At 68.3% G+C, this 15,525-nt stretch carries 17 protein-coding genes and 1 pseudogene; 11 read left to right on the top strand and 7 right to left on the bottom strand.

Annotated elements, in window-relative coordinates; translation table 11 throughout:
* Positions 1 to 86: 86 nt before the first annotated feature.
* Both NVV99_RS07920 and NVV99_RS07925 read left to right on the top strand, forming a co-directional pair.
* Positions 87 to 566: a TspO/MBR family protein gene (locus NVV99_RS07920; RefSeq protein WP_024102396.1), complete on the top strand. Its 480-nt coding sequence runs from the start codon at positions 87 to 89 to the stop codon at positions 564 to 566.
* Positions 567 to 1,079: 513 nt separating this feature from the next.
* A pseudogene (locus NVV99_RS07925) lies at positions 1,080 to 1,511 on the top strand (carotenoid oxygenase family protein); the annotation flags it as partial.
* Here NVV99_RS07925 and NVV99_RS07930 read toward each other — a convergent pair.
* Both NVV99_RS07930 and NVV99_RS07935 read right to left on the bottom strand, forming a co-directional pair.
* Positions 1,490 to 1,693, bottom strand: coding sequence for a hypothetical protein (locus NVV99_RS07930; RefSeq protein WP_006553111.1), 204 nt, complete (start codon positions 1,691 to 1,693; stop codon positions 1,490 to 1,492). The pseudogene NVV99_RS07925 and the gene NVV99_RS07930 overlap by 22 nt on opposite strands.
* A gap of 94 nt (positions 1,694 to 1,787) precedes the next feature.
* Positions 1,788 to 3,071, bottom strand: a complete 1,284-nt coding sequence (locus NVV99_RS07935) for an APC family permease (protein ID WP_006553112.1) — start codon at positions 3,069 to 3,071, stop codon at positions 1,788 to 1,790.
* Positions 3,072 to 3,139: 68 nt separating this feature from the next.
* On the opposite strand from NVV99_RS07935, the gene NVV99_RS07940 reads away from it, so the two are divergent.
* From NVV99_RS07940 to NVV99_RS07955, 4 genes are all read left to right on the top strand, one after another.
* Positions 3,140 to 3,898, top strand: coding sequence for an ArsR family transcriptional regulator (locus NVV99_RS07940; RefSeq protein ID WP_024102393.1), 759 nt, complete (start codon positions 3,140 to 3,142; stop codon positions 3,896 to 3,898).
* Positions 3,899 to 3,911: 13 nt separating this feature from the next.
* Positions 3,912 to 4,298 carry a VOC family protein gene (locus tag NVV99_RS07945; protein WP_006553114.1) on the top strand — a complete coding sequence of 129 codons (387 nt, stop codon included), beginning with the start codon at positions 3,912 to 3,914 and terminating at the stop codon, positions 4,296 to 4,298.
* 42 nt (positions 4,299 to 4,340) lie between these two features.
* The gene (locus NVV99_RS07950) at positions 4,341 to 4,523 is read left to right on the top strand and encodes a hypothetical protein (RefSeq protein ID WP_006553115.1); all 183 of its coding nucleotides are present in this window, start codon (positions 4,341 to 4,343) and stop codon (positions 4,521 to 4,523) included.
* A gap of 80 nt (positions 4,524 to 4,603) precedes the next feature.
* Complete coding sequence (locus NVV99_RS07955; protein ID WP_024102392.1) at positions 4,604 to 5,950, top strand: phosphotransferase family protein; 1,347 nt, start codon at positions 4,604 to 4,606, stop codon at positions 5,948 to 5,950.
* 4 nt (positions 5,951 to 5,954) lie between these two features.
* On the opposite strand, the gene NVV99_RS07960 is transcribed toward NVV99_RS07955, so the two are convergent.
* Genes NVV99_RS07960 through NVV99_RS07970 form a run of 3 tightly spaced genes read right to left on the bottom strand, consistent with a single transcriptional unit; the run spans position 5,955 to position 8,436 of the window.
* On the bottom strand, positions 5,955 to 7,571 hold the full coding sequence (locus tag NVV99_RS07960) for a cation acetate symporter (protein ID WP_024102391.1): 1,617 nt from the start codon (positions 7,569 to 7,571) through the stop codon (positions 5,955 to 5,957).
* Positions 7,568 to 7,942, bottom strand: a complete 375-nt coding sequence (locus NVV99_RS07965) for a DUF485 domain-containing protein (protein WP_006553118.1) — start codon at positions 7,940 to 7,942, stop codon at positions 7,568 to 7,570. The genes NVV99_RS07960 and NVV99_RS07965 overlap by 4 nt, the downstream gene beginning before the upstream one ends.
* On the bottom strand, positions 7,939 to 8,436 hold the full coding sequence (locus tag NVV99_RS07970) for a nuclear transport factor 2 family protein (protein ID WP_006553119.1): 498 nt from the start codon (positions 8,434 to 8,436) through the stop codon (positions 7,939 to 7,941). The genes NVV99_RS07965 and NVV99_RS07970 overlap by 4 nt, the downstream gene beginning before the upstream one ends.
* 125 nt (positions 8,437 to 8,561) lie before the next feature.
* Between NVV99_RS07970 and NVV99_RS07975 the strand changes: the two genes are divergently transcribed.
* The 5 genes from NVV99_RS07975 to NVV99_RS07995 all read left to right on the top strand — a co-directional run bounded on the left by NVV99_RS07975 (position 8,562) and on the right by NVV99_RS07995 (position 13,747).
* The gene (locus NVV99_RS07975; protein WP_024102390.1) at positions 8,562 to 9,161 is read left to right on the top strand and encodes a TetR family transcriptional regulator; all 600 of its coding nucleotides are present in this window, start codon (positions 8,562 to 8,564) and stop codon (positions 9,159 to 9,161) included.
* A gap of 86 nt (positions 9,162 to 9,247) precedes the next feature.
* The gene (locus NVV99_RS07980) at positions 9,248 to 10,444 is read left to right on the top strand and encodes an acyl-CoA dehydrogenase family protein (RefSeq protein WP_024102389.1); all 1,197 of its coding nucleotides are present in this window, start codon (positions 9,248 to 9,250) and stop codon (positions 10,442 to 10,444) included.
* Positions 10,441 to 11,181 (top strand): hotdog fold domain-containing protein, encoded by a 741-nt coding sequence (locus NVV99_RS07985; RefSeq protein WP_024102388.1) that lies wholly within the window; start codon positions 10,441 to 10,443, stop codon positions 11,179 to 11,181. Before NVV99_RS07980 ends, NVV99_RS07985 begins: the two co-directional genes overlap by 4 nt.
* Positions 11,178 to 12,053 (top strand): alpha/beta fold hydrolase, encoded by an 876-nt coding sequence (locus tag NVV99_RS07990; RefSeq protein ID WP_024102387.1) that lies wholly within the window; start codon positions 11,178 to 11,180, stop codon positions 12,051 to 12,053. Before NVV99_RS07985 ends, NVV99_RS07990 begins: the two co-directional genes overlap by 4 nt.
* Complete coding sequence (locus NVV99_RS07995; RefSeq protein WP_024102386.1) at positions 12,050 to 13,747, top strand: AMP-binding protein; 1,698 nt, start codon at positions 12,050 to 12,052, stop codon at positions 13,745 to 13,747. Before NVV99_RS07990 ends, NVV99_RS07995 begins: the two co-directional genes overlap by 4 nt.
* A 38-nt stretch (positions 13,748 to 13,785) precedes the next feature.
* Here the strand turns inward: NVV99_RS07995 and NVV99_RS08000 are convergent, their stop codons facing one another.
* Both NVV99_RS08000 and NVV99_RS08005 read right to left on the bottom strand, forming a co-directional pair.
* A complete protein-coding gene (locus NVV99_RS08000; RefSeq protein ID WP_024102385.1) occupies positions 13,786 to 15,084 on the bottom strand; it encodes an MFS transporter in 1,299 nt (432 codons plus the stop codon).
* A 75-nt stretch (positions 15,085 to 15,159) separates the two neighbouring features.
* Positions 15,160 to 15,489: a GYD domain-containing protein gene (locus NVV99_RS08005; protein ID WP_006553126.1), complete on the bottom strand. Its 330-nt coding sequence runs from the start codon at positions 15,487 to 15,489 to the stop codon at positions 15,160 to 15,162.
* Positions 15,490 to 15,525 lie beyond the last annotated feature (36 nt).

Here is a 15,525-nt window from a genome sequence, read left to right on the forward strand (position 1 = left end):
GCCCGCCACCCTACCGAGGTGTCCGTTTCGTGCGCCTTCGGCTCGGGTAGCCGACGATCAACCGTCATCCACAGGAGCCGACAGACATGAGACTCAGTACCGTTCTCGCGACCGCCGCTGCCACCACGACCACCGCGATCGTCGGATCGATCGCCTCCCAGGACACGGACTCCCGGTGGTACCGCAAGTTGCGTAAGCCCGGTTTCCAGCCTCCGGCCGCGGCGTTCCCGATCGTCTGGACGGCGCTGTATGCCGATATCGCTGTCACCTCGGCCGTCGCGATCGACGAGTACACCGACGCCGACGACTACGCGGGTCGTCGCAACTACATCGCGGCTCTGGCTACGAATCTCGTTCTCAACGCGTCGTGGTCGTGGGTGTTCTTCAAGTGGCATCGGTTGATGCCTGCCACTGTGGTCGCCGCCCTACTCGCCGCCAGTACCGCAGATCTGACCCGCCGGACGGCCGCGGCGAATCCGGCTGCGGGGGCCGCGCTGGCTCCGTACTCGGCGTGGACGGCGTTCGCCACGCTGCTGACCGGACGGATCACGCAGCTCAACCGCTGATCCGCGTGAGTCAGGACGGTAAATCGCGTTCGTGACATACGCGGCGACGTCGGCGTGGGTCATGTGCCGGGCGGGGGAGAGCAACTGGCTGAAGACCACGCCCACCATGAATTCCACTGCTGTCTCCGGGGTCGGCCCGAGGTGCGCAGCCAGGGGTGGGCCGGTGATGTGCTTCAGTGCCCGCTCGGTGACGATATCGACCAGTGTGCTGCCCTTTCGGAGCGGATGAGCCACGGTTCGTCGGCGAATCGCAGGCGACCGAGGACAAGTTGTTCGAGAGTGTCGAGCTCGTGGTTCACGATGACGCCCAGCAGATGGCCCTTCGATGCGTACCGGCGATAGATGGTTGGACCGTGGTGGTCGGCTGCACGGGCCCGCGACGATCCCGATTCCCGAGCTCGGATTCGTCCACGACTTCGCGCTGACCGATCGGCACATGGTGTTCGTGCTGGGACCCTTGCTGGTTCGGAATCCCGTCCCGGTTGCACTGGGGTTGCGCCCTTCGACGATCCGTTGTCGTACCGACCGGAACTCGGCACCACCATCGTCCTGGTGTTGCGGGACGGTGGTGACCCGGCGACCTTCGAACACGACGCGCTGTTCCACTTTCACGTCACCAACGCCCACGAGGCCGGCGATCGCACCGTCGTCGAACTCGTCGCGCACGATCCGGCCGGCGGCTGGGAAGGGTAGAACGGTCACCTGCGCAACTATCGGGGCGATGCCGGACCGGCCTTCGGCGGCACGCTCACTCGGCTGACCGTCGACCGCAGGGCCCGCCGCATCACCGCCACCGCGCTCGACGATCACGGATGCGAATTCCCTCGACTCGACCCGCGGTTCGCCACCACCGAACATCGCTACAGCTACACCGCGTCGGCATCGGTCCCGGGAGGGGATCCCGACTCGGTCACCATGATCGATCACCGTACGGGCACGACGAACCGGTACACGGCCGAGGCCGGCACCACCGTCTGTGAACCTCTGTTCGCACCGGCAGCGACGCCGAGGGCGGCGGCTGATCGCTGACGCTCGAACACCAGCCTGCGCGCAGGGGCAGCAGGCTTCTCGTCCTGCGCGCCGACCGACCGGGCGACGGACCGGTCGCGGCGGTGATCCTGCAGCACTACGTGCCGATGACCTCCCACGGCGCGTTTCGGCCCGACAGTGGCGCTACCTCCGACCGGCGGTAGGCCGATGGGCATCTCATTTCTGACGGATCTACCGTTGCGGTTCAACCGGTTCCGGCTGGGACCTGAAGCGCCGACGTGTGGCGTAGATCAGCGCGCCCACTGCGATCACGGCCGTACCGGTGAGCACCGATGAGCCGGGCAGCGTGAACGCCAGGGTCAGGCATCCGGCCAGCCCGAGTGAAGCGATGATGCGCCCGCGTCGCCCGCCCGGAAGCGTCCAGGCGGAGGCGTTGGCGACGGCGTAGTAGACCAGCACCCCGAACGACGAGAATCCGATCGCGGCACGGACATCTGCGGTTGCGGCGACGACCGCGACGATCACTCCGACAGCGAGTTCGGCTCGATGTGGCACCGCGAACCGGGGGTGCACCGCGGCCAGCGCGTGCGGCAGATGCCGGTCCCGTGCCATCGCGAAGGTGGTGCGCGACACTCCCAGCACCAGGGCGAGCAGTGAACCCAGAGCGGCAACGACGGCCCCGGCGCGCACCACCGGCTCCAACCACTCGACCCCGGCCGCGGTCACCACACTCGACAACGGTGCAGTCGCTTCGGCCAGCGTGCGAGGGCCCAATACCAGCAGCGCGACCGAAGCGACCGCCAGATAGACGAGCAGGGTGACGCCCAGTGCCATCGAGATCGCGCGCGGTATCGTGCGCGCCGGTTCGCGTACCTCCTCGCCGAGGGTGGCGATCCGCGCGTACCCGGCGAAGGCGAAGAACAACAACCCGCCCGCCTGCAGCACCCCGCCCACGGTGATGTCGGTGCCGAACCCGAGTCGGGCCACCTCGGTGGAGCCGGAGGTAGACCCTGCGACAACCACCGCGGCGAGTACGGCCAGCACGATCGCCACGATGATCCGGGTCGCCAGTGCCGATTTCTGGACACCGCGATAGTTCACCGCCGTGAGCAACACGACCGCGGCGACCGCAACCGCGTGCGCCTGCTCGGGCCAAATGTAGAGGCCGACGGTCAACGCCATGGCCGCGCACGAGGCGGTCTTGCCGACCACGAAACACCAGCCTGCCAGATATCCCCAGAACTCGCCGAGCCGTTCGCGTCCGTACACGTATGTGCCACCGGAGACCGGGTACCGTGCCGCCAGCCGTCCCGACGAGGACGCATTGCAGTACGCCACGATTGCCGCCACCGCGAGCCCGATCAGCAGGCCCGACCCCGCAGCTCCGGCTGCGGGCGCCAGGGCCACGAAGATCCCCGCCCCGAGCATCGATCCGAGGCCGATCACGACTGCGTCGGCCGCCCCGAGGCGCCGTTGTAACCCCTCGGGCGTGCCCGTCCCTGTCGTCTCCGACATCACGGCTCCTTCGCGCGCATCCAAATTGAATCAAAATGATTTGATGTATCTGGTGCTATCATCGGGTGATGAAGTCGGTGCGTCAACCTGTCCCGGCCTTCGTGCAGTTGGCCGCCCACCCGGTGCGATGGCAGCTGCTCGCGGCGCTGTCCGGCGGCGACTATCGGGTCCGGGAGATGGTGTCACTGGTCGGGGAGCCGCAGAACCTCGTCTCCTATCACCTCCGCCTGCTCCGCGACGGCGGGCTGGTGCGGGTTTCCCGCAGCAGCTTCGACGGCCGCGACAGCTACTACCACCTCGACCTCGACCGATGCACCGAGATGCTGGCCGGCGTAGGTGCCGCACTGCATCCGGGGTTGGGGTGCAACCGCCCGCCTGTGACGTTCACATCCGAGACGCCCTCACCGGTGCTGTTCGTGTGCACAGGCAACAGTGCGCGCTCCGCAATCGCGGAAGCTCTGCTCCGGCAGCGCACCGGCGGGACCGTCGACACGACCAGCGCAGGCACCTGCCCGAAACGGAACATGCACCCGAACACGGTGCGGGTGCTGCGAGAAGAATTCGGGATCGACATCGCCGACCGACATCCCCGCCACCTCGACAGCCTCGCCGGCCGCCGGTTCGGCACGGTGATCACCTTGTGCGACAAGGCCCGCGAGGTATGCCCCGAATTCGACGGCGAGACTCGCCGGATCCACTGGAGTATCCCCGACCCGGCGGCGGCCGGCGGTGCCGACGAAGAGACCTATCCGGCCTTCCGTGTCATCGCGGCCGAGATCGACACCCGCATCCGATATCTGTGCGAGACCCATGCCGTCACAACATGACCAGGAGCAACCGATGACCACTACCGACGAATACGTCAGCGTCCGATACCTCGTCGACGACGTGCCCGCGGCCGTCGCCTTCTACACCCGTTATCTCGGCTTCACCGTGCTCACCCACCCCGCGCCCGCTTTCGCCGATGTGATCAGGGGTTCGCTGCGGCTGCTGCTGTCCGGGCCGGCGAGTTCCGGGGCCCGCGCCACCCCCGAGGAGTTCGTCGGTCCGGGCCGTAACCGGATCCACCTCGTCGTCGACGACCTCGACGCCGAGATCGCTCGCCTGCGTGGTGCCGGCATAGAACTCCGAAGCGATGTGGTGACCGGTCCGGGCGGTCGTCAGATCCTGCTCGCCGACCCCGCCGGCAATCCGATCGAACTGTTCCAGCCGGCGGCCGACAGATGACCGACCCCGAAGCGCCGACCCGCGATGGGTGATGATGGAGGCATGTTGGAAACACCCGTCGTCATCGGTATCGGATCGATCTGCGTGGGGTTCGTCTTCTTCATGCTCGCCGCGACGGGGACGCGATCACGCTGGGACAAGAAGATCACGATCACGCTGTTCGCGCTCGCCATCGTCTTCATGACGATCATCCCGGTGATCGGCGCGGTGGGGTTCGCAGCCTGACCCTCCACGGCCGAAGTACTCGCACACCGCGGATCACCGTGGGAGTATCCACCGCAGGAAACCGAACAGGGGAGGTCGCGGTGGGTGGCGTCAGCGGTGAATTGAAAGACGAACTGACGAAGCGTCTTTCGTCGGTACTCGACGGCAGTTGGACGCTGCGGCGCATCGAACGGCTCACCGGTGGTGCGAGCCGCGAGACCTGGGCGATCACCGCGGTGTCGGCCACCGGCGACACCCGGGAGTTGATCCTGCGCCGCGACCCGCCAGGACGCGAGGACGCACGCAGGATCGCAATGGAAGCGGCGTCCTTCGACGAGGCCGCCCGCATCGGCGTGCCCGTGCCCGACGTGATCGACCGCAGCGGCGACGAACCGCACCCCGGGATCGGCGCCTACCTCGTGATGTCGAAGGTGCCCGGCGAGGCACTGCCGCAGAAGTTGTTGCGCGACGAGAATCTGGCCGAGGTCCGCGCCGCACTGCCCTACGAACTCGGACGCATCCTCGCCCGGATCCACCGCATGGACATCGAGGCCGTACCGAACCTGCCCGAACACGACCCGCTGACCTCCCTGTTCGACGAGTACCTCACCAACGGCAACCCCGTGCCGACGCTCGAGGCCGCGTTCGCGTGGCTCCTCCGCAACCGTCCACCGGCGACCGGGAAAACGTTCGTGCACGGCGACTTCCGCAACGGGAACCTCCTCGTCGACGCGGAGGGCGTGCGCGGGGTGCTCGATTGGGAACTGGCGCACGTCGGTGACCCGATGGAGGACCTCGGGTGGCTGTGCACCCGGACCTGGCGTTTCGGTTCGCCGCATCCGGTGGGCGGATTCGGTTCCCGCGACGACCTGTTCCGCGGGTACGCCGACGAATCGGGCGAGAGTCCCGACCCCGAGGTCCTCCACTGGTGGGAGGTCTACGGCTCGCTGCGGTGGGCGGTGATCTGCCGGATGCAGGCCGCCGCAGCGGCGACGGGAGGCGACAACACCCTCGAACTGCTCGCCATCGGCCGGCGCGTCGCCGAGTGCGAACACGACCTGCTGGACCTGCTCGACGTCCCTCCCCACGACGAGACGGAGACTCCGCCCGCCACCCCACAGTTCCTGGGAGCACCGCCCGTCGAGGAGCTGCTCGGGGCAGTGCGCGAGTTCGTCCTGGAGGTCGGGGCGGGCGCCGATGCGAAGACCCGCTACCGCAGCCGGGTGGCGGCGCACGTTCTCGGCATCGCCGCACGGGAGGCCCTCTTCGCCCCGGCGGTGCGGGAGACCTATCGGGTGCGGCTCGCCGGGCTCGGCTACCGCTCCGAAGCCGAACTCGCCCTCGGTGTGCGTGCAGGACGAGATCACCTCGACGACCCGCAGGTCGCCGAGGTGGTCAGGGGGTTGGCCGCGAACCGGCTGAAGGTCGCGAACCCGAAATATCGCTGACGGATCAGTGCGTGGCGGCGACCTCCGCGCCGATGCCGGTCTCCGCGCGCACCAGCATCTCCGCGAACTTTTCGTCCTCGAGGCGGCCTCGTCCCCGACGCTTCTCGCCGACGATCGATCCGATCACGCACGCGGCAATGCCGAGCGGCATGGTGACGATCACCGGGAGCTGGATGGTCAGGGGAGCGGGGCCGCTGCCCATCCACAGGGCCTCGGTGAACATCAGGCTCACGACCGTCGAGACGAGACCGGTGAGCACACCCCAGACCGCGCCGGTGGCGTTGAAGCGCCGCCAGTTCAGGCTCAGCACGAGAGCGGGCAGATGCGCACTGCCGGCCACCATGAACGCCATGCCCATGAAGAAGGTGATGTTGGTGTCGTCGCCGATGAGCATGGCCAGGCCGATGGCGAGGACGCTGAAGGACACGGCCCCGTACCGGGCGATGCGGGCCTGGGCCTGGTCCTCCCGGGCCTGCTCGTCCGCGTCGAGATTCTCGATCGGTTCCTTCCGCGTGACCGCCGGCCACACGTCGCGGGCGAAGGTGCCGGCCGCGGAGATCACGACACCGGCGACCACTGCGACGATGGACGCGAAGGCGACCGCGGCGACGAGTGCGAGCGCGATGGACCCACCGACCGTGCCGGCTCCGCCACCGAGTTCGGTGACGAGGACGGGTGCCGCAAGGTTGCCACCGGGCCCGACGAGATCGGTGCCGTTCGGTCCGAGCACGGCCGCGGCGCCGAAGCCCATCACGATGACGATCAGATAGAACAGGCTGCACAGCGCGACGGTCCAGCCGAGCGAGCGACGTGCCGTCGTGGCCTCGGGGACGGTGAAGAACCGGATGAGGATGTGCGCCATTCCGGCGGTGCCCAGGGCGAACGCGAGCGCGTAGGAGACGAGGTTGATCGCGCTGGTCTGGCCGAAGATCAGGCCGGGGGACAGGATCGCGTCGCCCGCGACGGCGTTGTCGGTTGCGGCGTCGAGGACCTTCGGGAATGCGAACCCGAACTGCGCCAGGATGCCGAAGCACACGATGATCGCGAGCACCGACAGGATCGTCGACTTGATGACCTGCACCCAGGTGGTGGCGAGCATGCCCCCCACGAAGACGTAGATGCCCATGAGCGATCCGGCGACCACCACCGACAGCCAGAACGGGATGCCCGAGACGGATTCGAGGAGCACACCCGCGGCGACGAGCTGGGCGAGCAGCACGAAGGTGCCGGTGGCGATCGTGCTCAGCGCGACCGCGACCCGCACGTTCCGCGAGTCGGTGCGGAAGACGAGGACGTCGGCGAGGGTGTACTTGCCGAGATTGCGCATCTTCTCCGCGAGGAGGAACAGCACCGGCAGGAACGAGATGACGGACGTGAACAGGATGACGGTGCCGTCGACGCCCTTGGAGAAGATCAGACCGGTGGTGCCGAGGAAGCTGCCGGCGGAGATGAATTCGCCCGCGATGGCGAATCCGTTCTGCCAACTCGAGATCGAGCGACCTGCGGCGAAGAATCCGTCGGCGCTCTTCACGCGCCGGGATGCAGCGAAGGTCACCCATAGGGTCAGGGAGATGACGGCGCTGCAGATCGCGATGGCGAGATAATCGGCGTCACCGGTCATGATGCGACCTCCTCGGATGCGGGACGGTTCCGTTCGACGGCCACCACGGCGTCGTCGACGGCGGGGCCGATGTAGGTGCGGGAGAGACGGAAGTACGCCCAGACCAGCACCCAGGTTCCGGCGAACTGGGAGAACACCACCCACAGCGACAGCGGGATGCCGAGGACGACGGTGGCGCCGAGTTGGTCGGGGAACCCGATGAAGGCGACGAGGAAGGACGTGAACAGCACGACGGTAATGCCACCGAGCGTGTTGGTCACGCGGGCGCGTCGGCGACGCAACTCGGCGATCTCGGGAAGACGGAGCATCCGCGTCCAGACGAGCTCGTCCTCCGGGGACGAGGTGGGGACGCCGTTCACGGTGTCGGTCATGCCCGCACCGCCGCGCCGCGGGCGCTGTCGAGCGCGAAGAGGTTCTCGTCCCACCCGGCCTCGAGCGGTCCGAAGAAGTGGAAACGCACCTGCTTGACCTTGTAGAGCCAGCGGCCGTCGACCTTGACGACCTCGTCGTTGTAGCGACCGGCCGCGATCGCGGGGGTGCCGTCGGTGACGCACGGCTGCCACAGGAACGAGCGCACGGTGGCGCGGTCACCGTCGAGGTCGATCTCGAGGTTCGTGATGAAGTGCCAGAAGGAGGTCAGGCCGCCGTCGGCGAGTCCCGCGAAGAAGGTGCGCATCTCCTCCTTTCCTTGCGGGTGGGACAGGCCGTCGAACTCGCCGTCATCGGTGAACAGCTCCATGAGCGCGTCCCAGTTGCCGTCGTCGAGGTGGCGGCAGTACTGCGCATCGAGCTTCCGGATCGCCTCGAGGTCTTCGAGGTGGGTGATGCGGTCGAGCAGGGACGGTCCGGGATGGGGGCTGGACACAGCAGATCCTCCGTTGTGCGTTTTATTAACGTCCGTTCATGTGAGCTGGACCATAACAAGCGTGCGCATGCCCGTCAACGGGAAGGTTCTTGCTGGTCGGCGCGATGTGTGCCTACTGTGCAGGGATGAACAGCCGGTCGAACGGAGCGTCCTCGTCCATTCGGGAACGGATTCTCGAGACCGCGCTCGACGAGTTCTACGAGTGCGGATTCCACGGGGCGACGATGCGCAATATCGCCAACGCCGCAGGTTGCAGCGCTGCCAACGTCTACAACCACTTCGAGAACAAGTCGGAACTGCTCGTGGAAATTCTCCGCCGCGCGAGTGACGAGCAGTTCACGGCGACCCGCAACGCGCTGCGCAAGGTCCGTGACGATCCGGCCGAGCGGTGGCGCGCGGCGGTCGCGGCCCACGCGCTGTACACCGCGCGGAATCCGCGGGCCTGCCTGGTGGCGAATTCGGAACTGCGGTATCTCGGCCCGCTCGACCGCAAGCGCGTGGTGGGCTCACGCGACGCGCAGGAACAACTCTTCGTCGATATCGCGGAAGACGGTGTGGAGCAGGGACTTTTCACGATCGAACGAGTGCATCAAGGGGTCACCGCGGTGCTGACGATGTGCGCTGGCATCCCCCTCTGGTTCCGGGAGAGCGGACCCCTCTCGGCACAGGAGGTCGCCGACGATTTCGCCGGATACGCGCTCAATCTGGTCGGATATTCGCGCTGAACCGTTGACGGGTCATGGGTGCCGTGCTGTACTGGGTGAACAAGCGTTAATGACCTACTCCGGTCCATCGAAGGAGTGCACCTCCCATGACCCACCGCCCCTCGCAGCCGCGCACCGATTCCCCGCGCTATCTCACCGAGGAACGCCTCGCGATCCGCGACCTCGCCCGCGACTTCGCGATGACGAAGGTGCTGCCCGTCGCCAACGAACTCGACCCGGTCCAGGGCACCATCCCCGACTCCCTCAAGAAGGAGATGGCCGAGATCGGCTTCTTCGGGATCATGATCCCCGAGGAACACGGCGGTCTCGGGCTCGGCGTCTTCGAGTACTGCCTCGTGGCCGAGGAGCTGTCGCGGGCATGGATGAGCGTGTCGGGTCTGCTCGCCCGCGGCAACGGCATGGGCGGCGGCTTCACTCCCGAGCAGGAGGCGGCGCTGCTGCCGAAGGTCGCGCGCGGTGAGTACCTCGGCGCGTATGCCCTGTCGGAGGCCGAGGCCGGCTCCGACGTCGCGAACATCTCGTGCCGCGCCGTGCGCGAGGGCGACGAGTGGGTCGTCAACGGCACCAAGATGTGGTGCACCTATGCCGACGAGGCCGACTACCTCGTGCTCTTCGCCCGCACCGATCCGAACAAGGACCCGGCCAAGCCGCATCGCGGCATCAGCGCCTTCCTCGTCGAGAAGGAACGCGGTGTGTTCCCCGAGGGCATCTCGGGTACCAAGGTCCGCAAGATCGGCTACTTCGGGTGGAGTACCTGGGAACTGTCGTTCGACAACTTCCGCATCCCGGCCGACAAGATGCTCGGCGAGGAGGGCAAGGGCTTCTATCTCGCCGTGTCCGGTCTCGAGGTGGGCCGTGCCCACACTGCCGCCCGCGCCATCGGTCTCGCCCGCGCCGCGCTCGAGGATTCGATCGAGTACGTGCACACCCGCCGCCAGTTCGGCCGTCCCATCGGCGATTTCCAGCATCTGAGGTTCAAGATCGCGAAGATGGCCGCCGACATCGAGGCAGCGCGCCAGCTGATGTACTCGGTCGCCACCGACATCGACACCGGCCGGCGGTGCTCGCTCGAGGCGTCGATGTGCAAGCTCGTCGCCACCGAGATGGCCGAGCAGGTCACCAGCGAGGCCGTGCAGATCCACGGCGGCGCCGGATACACCACCGACTTCCAGGTCGAACGCCATTGGCGCGACGCACGTCTGACGAAGATCTTCGAGGGCACCAGCGAGATCCAGATGCGCATCATCTCCGACGAACTCCTGGGAAGGCCCGAGCAGGCATGAGCGCACACACCGTCACCCGCCCGCTCACCGTCGGGGACCGCACCGCCTCGGAACCCCGCACCGTGGCCGATGTCCTGACCGCCTCCGGTACGGTGGCACCGGCGAACTCACCCGTCCTCGGTGCCCTGGCCGTCGCCTCGCTCGTCCCGTCCGTTCCCGGTGGCGTACCGTCCGGATTCGACTGGAACGCACACGATCCGGTCTCCGCATCGGACGTCGTATCGGCGGACACCGCGATCACCCGCGTGTCCGGACGGACCGCGCACCGCTACGTCCGGCTCGTGGACCAGGCCGGCACGGTACGCGAATCCGGCACCGAGACATGGACCTTCGACGACGAACAGCCGACGGTTCCCGAACTGGACTTCTGCACACCCGCCTGGGGCGCACTGCTCGCCGAGAGCCTCTCGGAAGACCGGGACTTCACTTCCTCGCTGTCCACCTGGGACGGCACCGTCGGACTGCGCAGCGGCGAGATCGAACTGCACCTGCGCATCTACAAGGGGCGGATCGTCGACGTCACCCGGCGCACCCCGCACGGCGCGACGTTCACCTTCGTCGCGTCCGACCACGCCTGGACCGATCTCGTCCTGTCCGAGGAGAACGACTTCATGCGCCGCGCCATCCGCGGCGAATTCTCCTCCACCGGAGACGGATACGAATACCTACGCCTGACCAAGCCGCTCAACACGATCATCGGGCACGCCCGCGCCCTCGCCCGAAAGGCCCGCTCATGATCGAGGCCCGCTACCTGGAGATCGGCGGAGCGCTCGGCTTCGTCGAGATCGTCACTCCCGACGCACGATCCGGCAACGCGCTCGACGCGACCGACCTGCCCACCGTCCTGTGTATCCACACTGCGGGCCAGAGCGGCGTGCAGTGGCGCCACGCGGCCCGGGATCTCGCCGACCGCGGCTACCGGGTGGTCGTCCCCGACCTGCCCGGCCACGGACGTTCCGAACCGGCACCCGGCGGCCCCGTCACGAGCCTGATCACCTACGGCGACTGGTTGTGCGAGGTGCTCGACGCGCTCGGGATCGACCGGCCGTTCGTCATGGGCTGCTCGATCGGGGGCAAGCTCACACTCGAACTTGCGACCCGCCCGGACCGTCCGCTGTCCGGGGCCGTGGCGATGGAAGCCGAGCCCGGCCCGGGCCGCGTCAACGTCACCGGTCTGCGCCGCGAACTCGAGGACGTCGCCGGACCGTCGCGCTCCGAGCGCACCTATCTGGGAACTCTTGCATCCGTGGGACGTTCGGTTCCGGAGGTGAAGGCGCACACGATCGCGCTCATGCACAAGCGGGAGGACCCGGAGATCTCGTCGTCCGACCTCATCGGCTGGGGAACCCACGACGTGCGCGACCGCCTCGACCGGGTGACCGCACCGATCCACCTCGTCGCCGGCGTCGACGACCCGTGGATCGACCCCGACGCCGTGGCCCGGGCAGCGGACACCATCAACGACGCACTTCCCGGACGCGCCCGCTTCACGGCACTGGCCGGTATCGGGCACTATCCGATGGAGGAGATCGACGACTTCGCCGCGCTCGCCGACACCTGGATCGGTGAACTGCGTCGGGTCGCTGTTCCCGAGGAGGCAGCGCTGTGACCACCACCCGCACCGACACCCTGCCCGCACTGCTCGACGGGCTCGTCGCCGCGAATCCGGATGCCCCGATCGCCTACGACATCGTCGACGACGTGGCGGTGGCCCGCAGCCGCGGAGAGTTCCGCGACCGGGTCGAGGCCGTGCGCAGCGAACTCGACGGCATCGGCTTGCGCGCCGGCCAGTGCATCGCGGTGATGTTGCCGAACTGGTCCGACGCACTCGTGTGGCAGTTCGCGGCCTCCGCGCTCGGTGCCCACGTCATCGGTGTCAACACCCGCTACAACACCCGTGAGGTCGCGCACATACTCACCGCCGCACGACCTGCCGTCGTGGCCGTGCCGGCTGCCTTCCACGGACTCGACCTGTTCGGTCGGCTCACCGAGGCCGCGGCGTCCGTGCCCGATGTGTCCACCCCGGTGGTTGCGGTGGTGCCCGGACCGGCGAACCCCTCGGCGTCCCCGGCCGACTTCGATCTCGGCGGAGGCGCGTGGACGGCCGGCAGCGGCGACACGCGTGGCGCGAGCGCTCCCGAGACCCCCGACACCGCGACACTCACGCCGGCCGGGATCGACGACGATCCCGAGGATCGGATCGCGGTGGCGTTCACGACATCCGGTTCCACGGGCGTGCCCAAGCTGGCCGCACATCGCGGCAACGCGGTCGTCCGTCACGGACGCGCCGACGCCGCGGTCATGAAGGTCGCCGAGGGCGACGTGGCGTTGTGCGTGCTCCCGGTCTCGGGTGTCTTCGGTTTCAGTACCGCGATGGCGGCGCTCGCCGGTGGGGGAGCGCTGCTCATGGAGACGGTCTTCGATCCGGATGCGGTCCTGCGCCGGATGCGGGAGGTCGGGGTCACGCACGCGGTGGGCGCCGACGACCTGTTCGGCCGTCTCTACGACGCCTGGCACGACGGCGAACGCGTCGATCTGTCGTCATTGCGCTGGGTCGGCATCGCCGACTTCCTCGGCCGCTCCCACGAGATCGCCCGATGGCTGCGCGACGAATTCGGCACCCACACCTCCGGTGTGTTCGGTTCGTCCGAGGTCTTCGCCCTCGCGATGCTGTGGAACGCCGACGATCCGGAATCGGTGCGTTGGAACGGTGGCGGACGCGCGGTCGACACGGCGATCGAACTGCGGGTCGCCGATCCCTACGACGATCGGGTCCTCCCGGCCGGCGAACAGGGCGAACTGCAGTTCCGCGGCCCGAACGTCGTCGACGCCTATCTCGGCAACCCCGACGCCGCCGCGCGCGCGTTCACGGCCGACGGTTGGTTCCGCAGCGGCGACCTCGCCGTCGACCTCGGCGACGGGGGTTTCCGTTACGTCTGCCGGATGGGCGACGTCCTGCGCCTGCGCGGCTTCCTCGTCGACCCCGCCGAGATCGAGACGCGTCTGGCGGAGCATCCCGGCGTGGCCACGGCCAAGGTCGTCGGCATCGCCGGCGACGGCGGCTACACGGAGGCGATCGGTTTCGTCGTCCCCACCGACGACGCACCCGCGGACACGACCTCGGTGACCCTTCGGGCCTGGTGCCGCGAGACCCTCGCCGCCTTCAAGGTGCCCACGGCGATCCATGTCATCGAACGGATGCCCACCACGGTCGGGGGCAACGGCTCGAAGATCCGCGCCGTGGAACTGCGCGAGTGGGCCCGCGAGTGGGCCGGTAGTGAACGCGACTTCCGAGCCGGATAGCGTCCTGCGTCGTCACGATCCGCACGCGGTCGCGTCGCTCAGTTGCGGCCCATCGGTGCGGTCGTGGCGACGCGGCCCCTGGTGAGAATCGACAGCGACGCGGCGACCGCGCACAGGGACGCTCCGGCCCACCACGCGTAGGTGTAGGTGCCGAGGTTGTCGCGGATGACCCCGGCTCCGAAAGCGGCCGCCGCGGCACCGATCTGGTGGGAGGCGAACACCCAGCCGAACACGATGGTTCCGCGGTCGCCGAAGATCCGGCGGCACAGCATCGCAGTCGGCGGCACGGTGGCGACCCAGTCCAGGCCGTAGACCACGACGAACAGGATCATGCTGGGGTGCACGGACTCCTGCAGCAACCAGGGCAGCAGGAGCAGACCCACGCCGCGGAAGGTGTAGTAGAAGGCCAGCAGCTTGCGGGGGTCGAACTTGTCGGTCAGCCATCCGGAGGCGATGGTGCCGACGATGTCGAAGATCCCCACGGCGGCCATGAGGCTCGCCGCGGTGGTCGTGGGCATGCCGTGGTCGTGGGCCGACGGGATGAAGTGGATGCCGACGAGTCCGTTGGTGGTGGCTCCGCAGATGGCGAAGGCGATCGCGAGGGCCCAGAACGCCCGGTGACGCACCGCGAAGACCAGCCCTTCGAGAGCGCGGCCGACGGCACCACCGGTCGCCCGCGCCGGCGCGATGTAGGTCTCGGGGTCGGCCCCGTAGGGCAGGACGCCGCGCTCGTCGGGATGATCGCGGATCACCGCCCACACCAGCGGGACGACGACGAGCGCCGCCGCGGCGATCACGAGGGAGGCCTGCCGCCACCCGACGTTCTCCGCGAGCGCGGCCACGGGAGGGAGGATCACCAGCTGGCCGGTCGCGGAACCGGCCGTGAGGATGCCCATCACCAGGCCGCGCCGCTCGACGAACCACCGGTCGGCGATGGTCGCCGCCAGGACCAAAGCCATCGACCCCGTGCCGGTACCGATGAGCAGTCCCCAGAACACGAGCAACTGCCACGAGGCGGTCATGGCGACGCTGCCACCGGCGCCGAGGGCCACCAGGAACAGCGCCGACGAGATCACCCGGCGCATGCCGAACCGGTCCATCAGGGCGGCGGTGAACGGTGCGACGAGTCCGAACAGGACGAGGTTGATGCTGACCGCGAGCGACATGACGCTCGTCGACCAGCCGAACTCGTCGTGCAGCGGCACCATGAGCGCGCCGGGTGCCGCCCGGAAGCCGGCGGCGCCGAACAACGCGAGGAAGGCCACCGCGGCGACCCACCATGCCGGGTGGATGCGGGCCGGTCGGTGGTCACTGCGCTGGGCCGGGCGCACACTCATCACGAATTCACTTTCTTCGAGAAAGCAACAGGATGAGCAGACGATACCCAGCAGTGCGTCGCGGGAGGCGAGCGGTCAGCCGTCCTGGCTCCCCGGCGTCCGGTAACTCGCGTCGCGGCGCGCGGCCTCGTCGACCTGTTCGGGGGTGAGCAGGGCGATCGGCGTGGAGCGCGCGGCGCCGGAGGCGATGGTGCGGAGTTCGAGTGTCGCGGCCGCGATCTCGTCGGGCACCTCGCCGAGCACGTACAGATCGTGACCACCGAGCGCGAAGTGCACCGAATCGACCGTCCCGCCCACACTTTCGACCATCCGGACGATGGCGTCGCGCCGGGACGTACCGCCGTCCGTGAGCAACCCGCGTGCGCCGTCCGCGGTGTAGTTCACCTGCCAGAGATATCGCGGCATGATCGTCTCCTTTCGAGGATCCCGACCTCCATGGTC

It is taken from the genome of Rhodococcus sp. PAE-6, from assembly GCF_025290685.1.
GTDB classification, from domain to species: domain Bacteria; phylum Actinomycetota; class Actinomycetes; order Mycobacteriales; family Mycobacteriaceae; genus Rhodococcus; species Rhodococcus pyridinivorans.